Source organism: Lentibacillus salicampi, assembly GCF_004565465.1.
In the GTDB taxonomy this organism is placed as follows: Bacteria; Bacillota; Bacilli; order Bacillales; family Amphibacillaceae; genus Lentibacillus; species Lentibacillus salicampi.
The window spans coordinates 89413-105053 of sequence record NZ_SRHY01000005.1 but is presented as its reverse complement, the minus strand read 5'-3'; the positions used below and the strand labels follow the sequence as shown (position 1 = coordinate 105053).

The 15641-nt window shown below is 44.0% G+C and carries 18 protein-coding genes and 1 pseudogene; 7 read left to right on the top strand and 12 right to left on the bottom strand.

Annotation, left to right across the window (positions count from 1 at the left end):
* The first annotated feature begins 154 nt into the window (after positions 1-154).
* Positions 155-1015 (top strand): DegV family protein, encoded by an 861-nt coding sequence (locus tag E4U82_RS06375; RefSeq protein ID WP_135109266.1) that lies wholly within the window; start codon positions 155-157, stop codon positions 1013-1015.
* A 78-nt stretch (positions 1016-1093) separates the two neighbouring features.
* On the opposite strand, the pseudogene E4U82_RS06365 reads toward E4U82_RS06375, so the two are convergent.
* The 6 genes and pseudogenes from E4U82_RS06365 to E4U82_RS06340 form a co-directional block, all read right to left on the bottom strand.
* Positions 1094-2154 (bottom strand): annotated as a pseudogene (locus tag E4U82_RS06365) (GerAB/ArcD/ProY family transporter).
* A 54-nt stretch (positions 2155-2208) separates the two neighbouring features.
* On the bottom strand, positions 2209-2424 hold the full coding sequence (locus E4U82_RS06360; RefSeq protein ID WP_135109260.1) for a hypothetical protein: 216 nt from the start codon (positions 2422-2424) through the stop codon (positions 2209-2211).
* A gap of 8 nt (positions 2425-2432) precedes the next feature.
* Complete coding sequence (locus tag E4U82_RS06355) at positions 2433-3671, bottom strand: Ger(x)C family spore germination protein (protein ID WP_135109258.1); 1239 nt, start codon at positions 3669-3671, stop codon at positions 2433-2435.
* 9 nt (positions 3672-3680) lie between these two features.
* Positions 3681-5258, bottom strand: coding sequence for a spore germination protein (locus tag E4U82_RS06350; RefSeq protein WP_167751342.1), 1578 nt, complete (start codon positions 5256-5258; stop codon positions 3681-3683).
* Positions 5251-5475 carry a hypothetical protein gene (locus E4U82_RS06345; RefSeq protein ID WP_135109254.1) on the bottom strand — a complete coding sequence of 75 codons (225 nt, stop codon included), beginning with the start codon at positions 5473-5475 and terminating at the stop codon, positions 5251-5253. Before E4U82_RS06345 ends, E4U82_RS06350 begins: the two co-directional genes overlap by 8 nt.
* The gene (locus tag E4U82_RS06340; RefSeq protein ID WP_135109252.1) at positions 5432-5635 is read right to left on the bottom strand and encodes a hypothetical protein; all 204 of its coding nucleotides are present in this window, start codon (positions 5633-5635) and stop codon (positions 5432-5434) included. The genes E4U82_RS06345 and E4U82_RS06340 overlap by 44 nt, the downstream gene beginning before the upstream one ends.
* A 220-nt stretch (positions 5636-5855) precedes the next feature.
* Between E4U82_RS06340 and yppF the strand changes: the two genes are divergently transcribed.
* The gene (gene yppF, locus E4U82_RS06335) at positions 5856-6041 is read left to right on the top strand and encodes a YppF family protein (protein WP_135109251.1); all 186 of its coding nucleotides are present in this window, start codon (positions 5856-5858) and stop codon (positions 6039-6041) included.
* A 20-nt stretch (positions 6042-6061) separates the two neighbouring features.
* On the opposite strand, the gene E4U82_RS06330 is transcribed toward yppF, so the two are convergent.
* From E4U82_RS06330 to E4U82_RS06315, 4 genes are all read right to left on the bottom strand, one after another.
* Complete coding sequence (locus E4U82_RS06330; protein WP_135109249.1) at positions 6062-7567, bottom strand: alpha-amylase family glycosyl hydrolase; 1506 nt, start codon at positions 7565-7567, stop codon at positions 6062-6064.
* Positions 7568-7853: 286 nt separating this feature from the next.
* A complete protein-coding gene (locus E4U82_RS06325; protein ID WP_135109247.1) occupies positions 7854-8855 on the bottom strand; it encodes an NAD(P)/FAD-dependent oxidoreductase in 1002 nt (333 codons plus the stop codon).
* Positions 8856-8876: 21 nt separating this feature from the next.
* A complete protein-coding gene (locus E4U82_RS06320; RefSeq protein ID WP_135109245.1) occupies positions 8877-9893 on the bottom strand; it encodes a FecCD family ABC transporter permease in 1017 nt (338 codons plus the stop codon).
* Entirely contained in the window at positions 9890-10909 is a 1020-nt protein-coding gene (locus E4U82_RS06315; RefSeq protein ID WP_135109244.1) for a FecCD family ABC transporter permease, read from the bottom strand. Before E4U82_RS06315 ends, E4U82_RS06320 begins: the two co-directional genes overlap by 4 nt.
* 152 nt (positions 10910-11061) lie before the next feature.
* On the opposite strand from E4U82_RS06315, the gene E4U82_RS06310 reads away from it, so the two are divergent.
* The gene (locus E4U82_RS06310; RefSeq protein ID WP_135109242.1) at positions 11062-12024 is read left to right on the top strand and encodes an iron-hydroxamate ABC transporter substrate-binding protein; all 963 of its coding nucleotides are present in this window, start codon (positions 11062-11064) and stop codon (positions 12022-12024) included.
* 499 nt (positions 12025-12523) lie between these two features.
* Here E4U82_RS06310 and E4U82_RS06305 read toward each other — a convergent pair whose 3' ends face one another.
* Positions 12524-12889, bottom strand: a complete 366-nt coding sequence (locus E4U82_RS06305; RefSeq protein WP_135109240.1) for a YisL family protein — start codon at positions 12887-12889, stop codon at positions 12524-12526.
* 220 nt (positions 12890-13109) lie between these two features.
* Positions 13110-14288, bottom strand: coding sequence for a DUF418 domain-containing protein (locus tag E4U82_RS06300; RefSeq protein WP_342447720.1), 1179 nt, complete (start codon positions 14286-14288; stop codon positions 13110-13112).
* Positions 14289-14405: 117 nt separating this feature from the next.
* On the opposite strand from E4U82_RS06300, the gene E4U82_RS06295 reads away from it, so the two are divergent.
* The 4 genes from E4U82_RS06295 to E4U82_RS06280 all read left to right on the top strand — a co-directional run bounded on the left by E4U82_RS06295 (position 14406) and on the right by E4U82_RS06280 (position 15634).
* The gene (locus tag E4U82_RS06295) at positions 14406-14618 is read left to right on the top strand and encodes a spore germination protein (protein WP_135109238.1); all 213 of its coding nucleotides are present in this window, start codon (positions 14406-14408) and stop codon (positions 14616-14618) included.
* 16 nt (positions 14619-14634) lie between these two features.
* Complete coding sequence (locus E4U82_RS06290; RefSeq protein WP_135109236.1) at positions 14635-14838, top strand: spore germination protein GerPB; 204 nt, start codon at positions 14635-14637, stop codon at positions 14836-14838.
* Positions 14839-14907: 69 nt separating this feature from the next.
* On the top strand, positions 14908-15480 hold the full coding sequence (gene gerPC, locus E4U82_RS06285) for a spore germination protein GerPC (protein ID WP_135109234.1): 573 nt from the start codon (positions 14908-14910) through the stop codon (positions 15478-15480).
* Entirely contained in the window at positions 15467-15634 is a 168-nt protein-coding gene (locus E4U82_RS06280; protein ID WP_342447721.1) for a spore gernimation protein GerPD, read from the top strand. The genes gerPC and E4U82_RS06280 overlap by 14 nt, the downstream gene beginning before the upstream one ends.
* Positions 15635-15641 lie beyond the last annotated feature (7 nt).

Here is a 15641-nt window from a genome sequence, read left to right as displayed (position 1 = left end):
GCCACATCAATTGCAACTTCTTTGTGATCTGCATCATGCAGTGGGGAAGCCTGTCCCACTGCATGATGTTTCACTTTATCACTATTTTTTGACTATTATCTTATATAGTTTTAAACTAAAGTAAATAATATTATCAGAGAACGCAGGTGAAAAAATGACAATTCAAATTCTGGCAGACTCTGCATGTGATTTGTCCGAGACTCATTATAAAACATATGACATTGAAATGATACCCTTAACGGTCCATCTTGACGATCAGGAATACAAAGATGGCATTGGTATTAAGCCTGAAAAGGTCTATGACGCCATGCGTGAAGGGAAAAGTCCAAAAACATCCCAAGTATCACCCCAAGCCTTTAAAACGATGTTTACATCGTATGCTGAAGCAAATCAACCATTAGTGTACCTTGCCTTCTCTTCAGAACTTTCAGGTACATACCAGACGGCGAAAATGATGGAACAGGAAGTGAAAGAAACTTATCCGGATGCTGAACTGCATGTCGTTGATACACACTGCGCCTCCATCGGATATGGGCTTGTCATCCTTCGCGCCGCCCAGCTAGCTAAAGACGGCGCAGGCATTGAAGAAATCATCGAAACAGCCACATACCATGCGAACCACATGGAACATATTTTTACAGTCGATGACCTTGAATATCTATATCGCGGCGGCCGCGTCAGTAAAACGGCTGCATTTGTCGGATCATTCCTTAAAATCAAGCCGATTCTTCATGTGGAAGGTGGCAAATTGGTTCCGCTTGAAAAAATACGCGGGTCTAAAAAAGTCTTGAACCGAATGCTCGAAATCATGGAAGAACGCGGAACGGATTTTTCGAACCAGACAATCGGCATTAGTCATGGCGATGATGTTGAGACGGCGCAAAAATTAGCCAGCATGATTAAGGAAAAATTCGGTGTTGATGATATCCTGATCGAAATGGTCGGCGCCACAATCGGTGCACATGCCGGACCGGGGACGCTTGCCCTTTTCTTTTTGAATCATACCTATCAATAATACAGCCAATACTGATCCGCTCCGTCCCGGATCAGTATTGGCTGTAATGCTCTGGGCACAACTCGTTCCACAAAACATTTATTCTCTCTTGTGTTTTTTATTGCGGCGAAAAACAATCAATGCCACTATGAGACCCACTGGAATGATGGCACCCATCAAAATATTAAGAGGAACATAGGATTCAAAGAAAAATTCATTTAATTCTGCGTAATTAACGGCAAATAGAATAGCGCCGAAGCCAGTCAGCCAGGCTAACGGAATCACCAACGGGCGGTATGTATCGAGCCGGAAAGCCTGAGCCAATCCTAAGCTTAATCCGTAAAGAAACAGTGATATGTGAATCATGAGCCCAACCGTCCAAAGAATAATGGCAATCGCATCAAACCGGTTAATAACCTCCCCCGCTTCGATATACCGGACTTCTGTAAACGTCGGGAATGCCATTGCGGCTGCCTGTTCAGCCCCAAATAGAGCAACAGGACCAATAACCGGGCCGAGAAAAAAATCAAGGTAACGCTGGCCACTCCTATCCCTGTTTTTCCAAGTTTTTGTGGATTTTGCACATAAGGAAGAATCATGCCCATAATCACAAATTCACCGAACCAGGCCATAACCGACAGCGATCCGATTGTGACCGGAAGCATCCCATCCCCCATAATTGGGAGCAGATTGGTATAATCTTTGTTTTCCCCCATTGTCAAAAAAACCACTGAAACGGCCACAACGACCAGAACAATTAACATGATTTGGTTAAGTCTTCCCATAGTTTCCAGGCCAAGATACACGATATAGACAGTTAACAACAATATGATTGTGACAAGTGCCCACATAGGTGTTTCGTCCAAAATGAGCTTATAGGCTTCAGCAAACAATCGTACCCCCAGGGAAGCCATCAAAAAAAAGTAAACCAGATAAAGGACACCGATGATTTTTCCCGGCCATGCAAAATGCTGAAACAGAATTTCAATCAGTGTCAGACCCGGGAAGTGCTGCGATAGTTTCACCAGTGCCATAATCCCAATCAGCCCCAGGATGGCACCGCCAATCGCCGCAAGCCAAGCATCCTGACGACTTTGCTCAATGACAACCGTTAGCAAAATTAAGTGTCCAATAATTGTTAAGGATGTAATCGCCAGCATAGCAGCTTGAATATTGCTTATTCGGCCTTTTTCAATCATAGGTTGTACCCCCTGTTATTTATCCACCGGACTTATGGTATTGAATACACTGGATATGGAAAGTTCCGAAACATTATAAATCGTCAGGATCCCTAACAAAAACGCTAAACTGATAATCCCAATTTGGATAAATAATAAGTTATGCTTTTTCCGTTTCCATGCAAACCGGACATGCCATCCCGTTGTTAGAGCCATTAAAATGAACAACAGTAAAATCATTAAAATAGTCATATCTTCCCTCACTTATTCGGTTTGGCAGGATCTTTTATCTCTCCATACCGTGATAGACTTGCCGAAACCGTTAAATCGATCTTCATTTTTTTCAGCAGGCCATTTCGCCATTGCGGCGCCATTTGCTTCCATTCTTCAGGATACTTACGGTAAAATTCCTCACCGAACTTGAATATATCTGTTTGCCACTCATTTTTGACCTTTTCTAGAACAGTAGATACATCCCGTTTGATCAAATCCTCAAGCTGCTGATTAAAACGCTCCACTTGCTGGGAGTTCATGTTTAAATTAGAACAGGTCAGTTGCCCAATATCACCCTCAACCTGAATGTCGATCGCCATTTTGGGAGCGCCCCCTGCTGCCAGTGGAGATAATTTTGAATTAACATCGGTTATCGTTATAGTGGCCGTTCCCTGATTCTTACCACAGTTTAAAACAAATATCTGATTTTGAAGTTTGCCCTCAATCGCCATTAATCCACGTGTCTCTTGTTCATTTAAAATACCTTTTAACTGTCCGCCCTTAAAAGCGGCGGCACCTCCCAGACTCATTGCATTAGGTACATTTTGTTGTTGCTGATTTTGACGATTTCCCGCGTTTGGTTGTTCGGTCTTTTGTTTTTCACCTTTGTCCACATCGATTCCGTCTTCTTTCGCGGAATTGACGACGCCGGTATAGGGATCAGCGGTCTCGCTTGAAAATGCCTCCATAAACTGACTGACATCGTTTACCATGCCTGTAGCCGCATATCGATTGGAAATTAATAAATCATTCATTTCCAGCCCAAGGGAGATATTAAACTGAGGGGTCGTTTTAACAAACTGTTTTGCAGAGCCGCGTGTGACCATTAATTGGATGTTCGGTCTGAAATCATTTTCCCGTTTGATAAAGTCCAGTGAGGCTGAGATCCCTTCACGTGCTGCCTGTTCACCAAATACGACGAGACTTGTATGGCCATAATAAATTTTTTCCGGTATAGAACCTGATATTTTACCGAATGCCTCCAATATACTTTCACCTGTTACTGTTTCAGCCAGAAATTTGTTCTGCCCCTGACCTTCCACAGCGGTATCTGGAAAAAGTGTATACGGTCTGGTTATAACGGCGGTTACTTCAACCTTTCCGGCGTTGTTCACATCAATCCCGATGACATCGACTGTGGATAGATCATTGATTTCCACTGCATTCCAGCAGCCTGTCAGAGCAGTCCAGCAAGCATTCCCGTCAGCAAAATTGGACGTGCCCATGTGAACAGCTTATTTTTTTCCATCTTGATCCACCTTTTCTTCTGCAGGAGTATGAACCCTATTCTTTGCTCCAACCCGGTCGATATTGTCAACGCCCAGTCCAGGTGCACGGGTGTCCATGGCCCACCATGGCGCCCGTATAAATACGTCCTTCCAGCCTTCCTTCCGTCCAGGGGAAACAGGTGAAAAATATGGGACACCAAAGGAACGTAAGCTAATAAGGTGGGCTAATACAAACATCAGAGCGACCAATATGCCCATAAAGCCGAACACGCCAGCCAATAAAAGGAAGGGAATCGTACCAAAACGTATCACCTGGTGAAATTCGTAATTCGGCAAAATAAAGGAGGTCAATGCGGTTACCGATACCACAATAGCCATCATGGAACCGACAAGCCCTGCCTGTACAGCGGATTGTCCAATCAGCACCAGCCCCAAAATGGTGACGATGGCTCCCCCAAGCTTCTTTGGCATTCGTAACCCTGCTTCGCGCAATAATTCATAGGTCAACAGCATAAAAAAACCTTCAACCATGACTGGATACGGCAAAGCTTCCCGGGAGGCTGCGATGCGCATTAAGAAAGGCGTCTGTAATAAGTCCTGATGAAATGTCGTTATACCAACAAAAAAAGCCGGAAGTATTAAAGTAACAAACAATCCTAAAAAACGTACCCAGCGAATAATACTTGCAACCAGTGAGCTATCGTAATAGTCTTCACTTGAATGAAGGAATTCAACAAACATAGTGGGAGCTGTTAAAGCAGAAGGGCTGCCATCGGTCAGAATTGCCACTTTCCCATCCAAAAGTCCGCCACAGACACGGTCTGCACGCTCTGTACTGAATAACGTCGGAAACGGCGACCACGGTGAATCCTTAATCATCGATTCAATATAATGACTGTCAAGCACCCCATCAATGTCGATACGGGACAGACGACGGTGAACTTCTGCAACGATCTCTTTATCAGCAATTCCTTCCATAAACACTACACTGACTTTTGTATTTGATTGTTCGCCAAGCGTTAAATAATTGACCTTTAGCGAAGGTGTCTGTATTTTTTGTCGGATGAACCGCAGATTGGTATCAATGGTCTCAACAAACCCTTTATTAGGCCCCCGGACAGTCCGTTCCGTATCAGACTCAGGAACGTTTACTTCAGATGGATTGTTCGTATCAAATAAAAGTGCATCGTCTGTATCATCAACTAAGAGAGCGACTTTACCTGCCATGATCCTTTTGATGACACCTCGTATGTTTTTTGAGTCCTTATCACGCCGGAATGGAAAACAGCGATAAACTAGCGAGGTAAAAGACGGTTGTGGCCCGTTTTGCGTATACGACTCTAAAGATGATGCAAGACCCTTTTCAATTTCGAATATCGTTTGATTGCTGATTAATTCAGCGATATAAACCAGGCATACGGATTTATCGACGAATGATACCTCGTTAAAGACGATGTCGTCACAGCCATCAAACGTCTTTTTTAAAACATCAAGATTTTCGTTAAGCGATGAAGATAGTGACATGGATGGAATGTCAGAATTTGATTGCCCTAAGTCCTGGTTAGTAGGGAGAGAGTTATTCATCCGCCACACCTCCTTCAGGAAGTAGTTTTTCATAAAAGAAGGTATTTATTCGGATAACCGCCAATATTAATGGAACCTTCCCCAACGTGGACTCCGAAACCAGGGTGATATCTCCCATCTTCTCGCGCGATTCTTCCACTCTTCTGCCGATTCTTTCGCCCTTCTGCTGATTCTCACGCTCTTCTGCCGATTCTTCCGCCCTTCTGCTGATTCTCACGCTCTTCTGCCGATTCTTCCGCTTTTCTGCCGATTCTTCCGCCCTTCTGCTGATTCTCACGCTCTTCTGCCGATTCTTCCGCCCTTCTGCTGATTCTTACGCTCTTCTGCTGATTCTCACGCTCTTCTGCCGATTCTTCCGCCCTTCTGCTGATTCTCACGCTCTTCTGCCGATTCTTCCGCCCTTCTGCTGATTCTTACGCTCTTCTGCTGATTCTCACGCTCTTCTGCCGATTCTTCCGCTTTTACCTGTTATCAATCTTTCTATACTGAAAAAGAAGACCTTTTTCCAGATAACATATCACCTATCATGTTTCTATTACCTTTTGCATATATTTCCGATAAGACAACCTAAACCGGGAATCATAAAGGAGGATTCGGGTGAGTATTTTTGAATTAATTACAATTTTTGAAACGGAACGAAATCGGCCGCCGGAATCAATGAATGCATTGCTGGACTTTTATCAGCAGAAATACATCACGGACGATATTAACATAAATGACTACCGGAAAATTTATCATTATTTACACCGACAAGGCGCCATCTCAGCTCATGAAATTGCATAAAAAAAGCGGGAGGCTGAGCATTATGCGTCAGCTTCCCGCTTTTTTTGTTGTCTGGACAGATAGATAATACCTGCGACAAATAGAATAAAAATCACTACAATCGGAACAATGATAAGCCAGTTCAGACCGGCATTATCCTCGATAACATAAACTTCAGCAGTCTCGCGCGGCAAACCAATCCGGAATTCTCCTTGATCATTTTCCCTTACAAGGTTATCACCGAGCAATCCTTTCAGCTGTTTGTCAGATTCAATACCTTCAAGTGATATGGCTTGCGATTGGGTATCATTATTAATCGCAATATAAACTGTTTCTCCTTCATATGACCGCTTGAATAAGTTCATCGCGCCACTGGAATCCAGCATTTCATAATCGCCATGCTGCAATGCCGGAAATTCCGATCGGAGCGCACCAATCCGCTCTGTGAACTTCTGCAAGTCTCCATCTGCATTGTTCCACTTCACTAACTGCTGGCTTTCAGGAAAACCTGCGCCGCCCATTGGAATTTCTGACCCCTGATAAACCATCGGCGCTCCGGGGGCTGTATATAAATAAGTCAGTGCCAATTTCCACGCTGTTACGATATTGCGTCCATTCTCCTGGAATTTTTGCGTGAATCGTATGGTATACGGATTATCCAGATAGTTTAAGCCGGCCTGCTCTCCCGTACGCTGCCACGTTTCATAAATCGGTGCAATTGGGGTACCAGCGTTGGCGAACACATCCGTCATCGGCTCATACAATGCATGGTTTTCCACTGCTTGTATAGCTGTATTTTCGGTAAGATTGCCGTTATAAGCGTCATCCAAAATGTTGCCTAGCAAATAAAAATTCGGATCCTTATCGTGGATATGTGCTGTCAAATCATCAAAAAATGCTTGATTGCCCTGGTCTGCAGCATGAAATTGATATCCATCAATATTAGCTTCCTCCATCCAATAATCCGCCACATCAGTTAAAAAGCTTTGCACCTCCGGGTTGGACTGGTCCAGTACAGCCGTTTTATCCTGCCACCGGAAAGATTGTCTGTTACTTTCTTCAGCAAGCCAGTCACGTTTATCCGGATTCTCTGTGATGGGATGGTTTTCGGAAACATAATTTGTAACAAACTCCAATACGATTTTCATGTTGCGATCGTGCGCTTCATTCACCAGCTTCCGCAAATCTTCCAACGTTCCGAATTGGTCATCCACTTGATAAAAATCCTCGATCCAATAGCCATGATACCCATTAGGGGAATTTTCCATAATTGGCGATAGGACAAGCGTCGTATAACCCAAATCTTTTAAGTCATCAAGCTTTTCTGTAATGCCTTGTAAATCACCGCCATGATAGGTAAGCGGGTCCTCAAGGTCAATCTGCTCGTCCAAGGAGCTGTCGCCATTGTTAAAACGATCCACCAAAATATGATAGAAGATTTCGCTTTGTACCGACCCGGACTCCTCCTCTGCTGCCACAGCGTAATTGACAAAACAAAACGACAGCAAAAGAACAACCGCCAGAGCTCGTAATATAAGGCGTTTCATACGCGTACTCCTTCAAATGTGTAATGTGATGTAGTTCCATTATTGACGATTCATGTTCATAGTCAATACAAACGGCTGGATTGTCGAAAATCATTCATATTTACGACGCTTGTGAAAATAACCGCTCAGACGAAGCCCGTCCACTGACACACTGTGATAACCAGGAGAATTGGACAGAAGTAAAACAGTCAATCCACTACTTAAGCGAAGTATATTTCCGCAGCAGGTTAGATGCACCAAACTAAAATCGGGTTACACTGTAATAAAATACTTTTGTCTATGCTCCCTAAGAAAACAGGTTAGTATCCGTTGAGAACAAATGGTCCAATTGCTGATCCGGGTAAATATGTTTTTTGGCACTGTTGACGGCAATCGGGCCTTCATTAAATCCACCCGCAATTAATTGTAATTTGTGCGTATATCCGGCAATATCACCAACGGCAAAAATACCGGGGATCGTTGTTTCCATTTTGTCATCAACCGAAATCGTGCCGCCTTCCATGTTCATGCCCCAGTCAGCAATCGCCCCAATATCAATTTCAAATCCATGGTTCACAATTAAGGCGTCAGTTGTGACGTCTTCTGTTTCATCTGTCTGCAGATTTTTCAGCCGGAGACTCGAAATAGAACCTGCTTTTCCGTTCAACCGATCAATCGTATAGGGCGTTTTAACAACAATGGAAGAATTCCGCAATGTCGTGACATTACTTTCAATACTTGGAAAAGTTGTTTTGCGATATACCAAAGTTACCTGTTCAGCAATTGACCCCAATTCATTTGCCCAATCAACAGCCGTATTGCCGCCACCAGAGACGACAACACGTTTCCCGCGGTAATTTTCCAAGCGATTTATAGTATAGTGCAAACTGTCCCCCTCAAATGGACCGGCATCAGGCAAATCCAGTTTGACCGGTTTAATTGACCCAAAGCCTGTCGCGATGATAACCGTCCGGGTATAGTGTTTGGCACCATTGTCACTTGTCAGAATAAAACAGCTCCCGTCCGCTGATTTTTCCATTTTACTGCATTGTTCGCCTAGAACGACAGCCGGGTTAAATGTCATGGCCTGTTCAATCAGCTCAGCGGTAAATTTTTCGCCGGATATGGACGGAATCCCACCAACATCCCGAATCGCTTTCTCAGGGTAAAAGTATGGCACTTTACCACCTAAAAACGGTAAATATTCGACTATTTTCGTTTTCATCTCACGCATGCCACTGTAGAAGGCTGTAAATAATCCAGCCGGACCGCCTCCAATAATCGTGACATCATAAACTTCCGTTGACATGAATGTCCCCTCCCATTTGGGTTAGTTCACTTTGATGAGTAAATAGATAAAATATGGAGCGCTCAGAATCGAAACAACGACTCCGACCGGTATTTCCATTGGTGCCAATAAATTTTTCCCGACCATATCGGCAGCCATCAAAAGTAGAGCACCAATCAGCGCTGAAACTGGAATGGTATAATGGCTTAACGGGCCGATAATTTTCCGAGCCAGATGCGGTACAACCAGTCCCAGAAAGGCTATGGCACCGCCAGCAGCCACACTTGCCCCAGCCAGTGCAACTGCAACCAATAACAGGATAAGGCGATCGCCTTCAACCTTTGAACCAAGTCCTGCTGCAATATCATCGCCCAGATTCAACACATTCAGCGCATTTGCTTTCACAAGTGCAATCGGGATAAGTATGAGTATCCATGGCAATAACGACATGACAAACGGCCAGCCGGCATTCCAAATATCGCCCGACAGCCAGACCGTTGCCTGCCGGAAATTCTGGGGGTCCATTTTTAGTTGGAGGATGATCAATGCTGCACTGAAACCGGCATTGATGCCAATCCCCACCAGAACGAGTCTGATTGGGTTCACCCCATTTTTCCATGCCAGGGAATAAACAAGAAATGCGGCAAGTAATGCTCCTAATAACGCAAATAAGGGCATGATAAATACGGATAATGTGCCAGTAAGCGAATCCTGAATAAAGAATATAAACAGGACGACAGCAAATCCTGCCCCAGTATTAATACCTAAAATGCCCGGTTCCGCCAGCTCATTTTGTGTCACACTCTGCAAAATGGCACCGGAAACCGCAAGACCGGCACCGATTAAAAGCGCCAGTATAATCCGCGGTAGCCGGAAATCAAACAGTACCAGATCCTGTCTGTCTGTCCCCTGCCCCAGAAGAGTATGAATGACTTCAGCAGGTGATATGGAAACAACACCTGCCCCCAGTGTAATAAAGAACATGACCACAATTAGCACGATTAACGAAACGGTGACAGCCGCAAACCGTCCTGTTTTCTGTCTTTGGTTCTGTTTCATGATTGACCACCCCCGTTTTTACCGCGTGCAAGATAAAGAAAGAACGGGATGCCAATTAAAGAAGTGATAGCACCCACAGGGGTTTCAAACGGCGCATTGATCAGTCTTGAAACAATATCAGACAACACGAGCAGCAGTGCTCCAAACAATGCCGATACAGGAATGATCCAGCGATAATCGGTTCCCATCATAAACCGTGTGATATGTGGAATAATGAGACCGAGAAACCCGATTGAACCTGCTACCGACACGGCAGCTCCGGTCAATATAAGCACAGTTAGAATGCCAAGAATTTTTAACAGGACGTTATTTTGTCCAAGTCCTGCTGCCACATCTTCACCCAGATTAAGGACAGTAATCGATTTAGCAATCATCAACGCAATAAACAGTCCGATAGCACCTGAGATTAATAAAACCTTGTTGGCCTGCCAATCTGCACCCGCTAATCCACCGGCCTTCCAAAATCCCAGCTGCTTTTCCAGTTGAAAATAGAGTGCAATAACCGACGTAACCGACGTTAACAATGTTCCAATGGCAACACCGGCCAGGGCAAGCTTTACCGGTGTTAATCCGCTTTTCGAAAACGAACCGACCATAAAAACCAGTACAACGGCAGTACCGGCACCGGCAAACGACGTGAACGTCATAGCTGAATTCGAAGCCGCTGGAAAAAATGCCATGGTGATAACAAGGGCGAATGCGGCACCATGTGTAACCCCCATAATAGACGGCGATGCCAGTGGATTGCGGGTCATACCCTGCATAACAGCTCCCGATACCGCCAAAAAAGCGCCGACTAATGCCGCAGCAACCGCTCTTGGCAGCCGCAGCTCCTGGATCACCTGGTGGGATGTCAAGTCTTCATTGAAATGAACAATTGCTTCCCAAACCGTTGACAGATGAATATCAGCAGCCCCAAAAGCAACCGAGAAACCTATCGAAACGACCAGCGCAATGATCGCTGACATAATGATTGCTGTTTTAAAAATCCTGGAATGCTGAATAGTGGATAACATAATTGGCTCCTGTAAAAAAACAAATTAATCCATACAAAAGTATAATGGCAAATAAAAGACTCTGCAATATTTTAAAAACAAATTGACATATTAATTGAAAATGATTATCATTACCATTAGGAACTTCATTATAACATAGAGGAGTTTTACATATGAACAAAATGGGCAAATCTTATAACGTGATCATGGCTTTTTTGGTAGCTTTGACCGTTTTGCTGACCGCGTGCGGTGGCAATGGTTCGGATGAGGATTCAACCACTGGTGATGAAGGGGATCAGACATCCGACGTAACACTGGACAGTAAAATGGGGAAAGTTACGATTCCCGGTGACGCTGAGCGTATTATCGCGCCATATCATGAAGATGCATTGCTTGCACTGGGCGTTACACCAGTAGCTAAATGGGCAATCGGCGAAACGGTTCAAGATTATCTGGCCGACCAGCTGAAAGATGTCCCGAAAATTGAATGGAACCTCCCACTGGAACAAGTTCTGGAACATGAGCCAGATTTAGTTATTCTGGAAAATGCCATTGATAGTTATGAAGGCTCTTATGAAGACTATCAAAAAATTGCCACAACCTACGTGATGTCCGAGGAGACAACCAATAACTGGCGTCAACAAATCGAAACGTTCGGTAAAATGCTTGATAAAGAAGCCAAGGCCGAAGAAGTGCTCAACCAATATGACAAGAAAGTTGCGGACGCAAAAGAAACACTCCATCAGGCTATCGGCGACGAAACAGTTGCCATGATCTGGGCAAAAGGTGACCAGTTTTTCTTATTTGAAAAAAACCGTCATAGCGCAGAAGTTCTTTATTCTGAACTGGGGATCAGTCAACCTGAATTGGTCAAGGAACTTGGAGAAGCAGGCCAACAGTGGAATCCGATCTCCCTTGAAAAACTCTCTGAATTACAAGCTGACCATGTATTTCTGCTGGGCCAGGAAAATGAACAGGGACTGGAGACGCTCCAGAACAGTTCCGTCTGGCAAGGCACACCAGCAGCGCAAAACGACAGGGTCTATGTTATCAATGATCCAAGCCCATGGACCAACAAAGGCCTGATTGCATCTAAAAGAACAATCGATGATGTTCTTGAAACGTTGGCAAACTAATTTTCAGATGAAGTCTAACCCCTTGGGCCAAAAACAAGGGGCTGGGGCAAAATCATAGCATCAAAATAAAAATCCGAACAATGATGTAACATATTTATAATCTGTTCGGATTTTTATTATAGAGTGATAGGCTTTTCAACTAGCGGAGGAAAAATACAGAAAATCCTGGGTGAGCGGAGACCTGGAGGGGACCCCGGAACGCGCCATTTAGGTTCAAAGGCTAAAATCGCGACGACAATCGCAACTCCTTTGTGACCAACGTCCTGTTGGCCTGAGCTCATCAGCCGCCCCCGAAAAGCGACGAGCAAAACTTCTGCCGAGTAAACTGCTGGTTGCAAGGAGTGCTACTTCCCCGCAACATCTTACAACACGACGAGCACCAAGTATTTTTCCGGAGCGATGGTTAACACATCCTGACTTTAATCTAAAATAATAAATGATCATTCGTTTCTAATATTTAAAAAGTTGAGTTTTGTCCCAGCCTCTTGTTTCACATATTCTATGGCAAAAATCCGAAGCCGAGCCGTCCGAATCCTAAAATCAGCGTCAGCAAAACGGCGATGACGAGCTGAATCCACCAGCTTTTTGTTGGTTCCTCACGCCCCGATTTCAGACTGATCATTTCCATTGCAAAAATCGCCCAAATCCCGGCAAGCCCTTTGAAAATAGCTTCTCCCATTTGCGGACCGTTAAAATAGGCCGCAAGCAATGTTCCGCCTGAATACAGAATCAATAAATAATCCAAGCGAAGAATCATTTGCATTATTTTGGCGCCTTTTGCTTTGCCTGATTTATTCAGCGCAATGACGACAATAAAAAGGATAAATGCCAGAACCCATGAGGTCACATGTAAATGTGTATTCATTTTTTATCGTTCCTCCTTGAAACATACTTTTACTCATTATCATAATCCCTATCTTAACATGTCCGATCAGGAAAATCATTTGAAAATTTATTGAACAGTTGAGAAGGCTGACTTTCGGGCGGAAGTTACTGCTATCACACCGAAAGAAATCCTTTTTCCTAAGATGAAGTTTTGCCTTCAAGTTGACGTTCCTTTTCTATCCGTTAAACATCCCATCAGGTTATTTCCTTTCCCGCAATGGCTGCCGTTCTTTATACGTAAGGCTTCTCCAGACCCACTCAAGCGGTCCGAATCGGTATCTGGCCAACCACCATTTACTAACGAAAATCTGCATCGTGTACACTATTACAACAATCCCCATTGCCTCAATCGGTCTGATCAATCCATACAGGCCGAACCCGACACCATAAAACAGCACAAAACAGATGAATGATTGCAGGATATAGTTACTCAGCGACATACGCCCGACATAGCTGAACGGCTTCAGCAATTTTTGGCCGAACGGACTACGGGCAAGAAGTGTTATGGAAAATAAGTAAAACAATGCAGAAGCTGTGCCACCAATATTATCCTGCACGCAGGAAAACCATACTGGATTACCGTACAGATACGGGCCCATCTTAAGAGCAAAGAACACAATCAAACTTAACACCCAACCGATACAGAGCTTACGCCTGTGTTCATGGGGATTATGCAGCCATCGCTTCCGTGCTGTGTACATCCCAAATAAGAACAGAGGCAATAACGTCGTCGCCAGAAGCAAATAAGAGACGAAACTATTAGAATAGAGCCAGTCATTCAAGTTCTGCCCCAAAATGACAGACAGATCATCACTTGCATAATGCTTTTCCGCCATATGAATTCCCGATGTGTGGGCACCGCCAAGAAAGGTCCTGAGATTATATAGCATAACTGTATAGAGAAACACGCTAATACTGAGCATAAACACCGACCAAATCAGAATCATTTTGTTGCTCCGGTAAATAAATGCCATGAAGAACAGCCCGATAACACCATACGACAGTAAAATATCACCATGCCAGATCAAAAACGCGTGGATCACTCCAAACACTATTAATATGACAAGCCGGCGGAATAAAAATGGCCTGACAGCAATATTTTTTATAATCAGGCGTTCCTTTAACATCTGAAGTCCAAAGCCAAAAAGAATGGAGAATAATGTATAAAAACTCGCCTGAAAGAATATATCAATCAACGCTTCTGTGAATTGATCAATTGCCAGAGGCCAGGCTTCTTGTCCCCCACCATATAAAAAATATGGTGCTGCGAATGCACCAATATTGACGACGAAGATTCCCAAAATCGCAAATCCTCTGGTTGCATCCACCCACATCATGCGTTCAGATTTTTGTAAAGGCTCCGCAGTATTCATGACCATTTCCATCATCCATTCGTTCGGTTATCTGTCATCCTATTCGATACCTGCCATCCGATTTCCTCCCGGGTTTCACAAATTCATTTTCATTCATAAACTACAGAGAAGGAGGACGTTACGATGCCAGCAAAAGTAGGTGCTGTAAAAGTGAATAATGTTGGGAACTCAAGTGTTTTTAATATCGGTGACGTCTACTCCATGAGCCCGGAAAGCACTGCAAAAACCTATGCTGGCGGCGGTTCTTTCATCACGGGTGACGGAATACGCATCAGGCTTGGGCAATCCACCACATATGTGACCGACAAAGACAAATTAGACCAAAATATAACATAGTAATGGGGTGTGGCGTATGAATTTTATCATACATCAATCGATTTCCATACATTTCGTCAAAATAGGTGCCATAACAAACTCCTCTGTTTTTCAAATAGGCAGTACTGGACATATTCAGGCACAATCAGATATTCATAACACCGGTGGTTACACCGAAGCAGCTGATCCTGCTGAACCTGCCGGGGAATATACCATCATCCGGCTTCAGCAGCCTGATTGAATTCACAATCAGAGTCCCTGCGCATATGCTGTCTATAGGTCTTTGCCTAGTCATAAGGAGGGCGCTTATATGAATGGCTGGAATCAATATATTTATAGCCTTTACCAGCGTATCGATGAACAGGACCGATTCATCCGATCACTGGAAACACGAATACAGCAACTTGAAAATAATACCTACCAGCACAATAAGCAAACAGTCGAAAAAGTTGAATATCACTTCGACCAACTGAAAATTGAAAACCTTGATGGCACATTGCATATCGGTCTGTCACCGGATGATCTGAACAACATAGAAGATTTTTCAACGCCGGATGCCGGCCATTCTACGATTAAACAGCAGTTATTGCCGGATTTGAATGCTTATTTAAGAGAAAATGGCGTGGAGCTGATTCGAGACCTCGCAATCCAAAATCAGGTTCCAATGGAGCGTATCGACTCAGGTCTCCTTCTGGAGGATATGGCAAAACAATTGCCAGAAAGGATTGCACATTATGAAGCAGAGGCTAGACAAAGCAGACAGGAATTTAACGAAAAGCAGTTGAAAAGTCATATTCGTGAACAAATCAAACATGAAATTCACCATTCATTAAACAAATTCATGGAAGGGAATGATCAGAACAGTGAATATGGAAGTCCATAATTGGGAGTTGTGCGTTGCCAATGTTGAGGTCGGAACAGTTACCGCGTCATCCGTCTTTTTAGTTGGTGATAATGATTCGTTTGTCATGTCGTCTTTTTACGACACGCCACCTGAAGCAACAGCTATCGGGACAATTGTACCCTTATCAGGATGAGGTCATC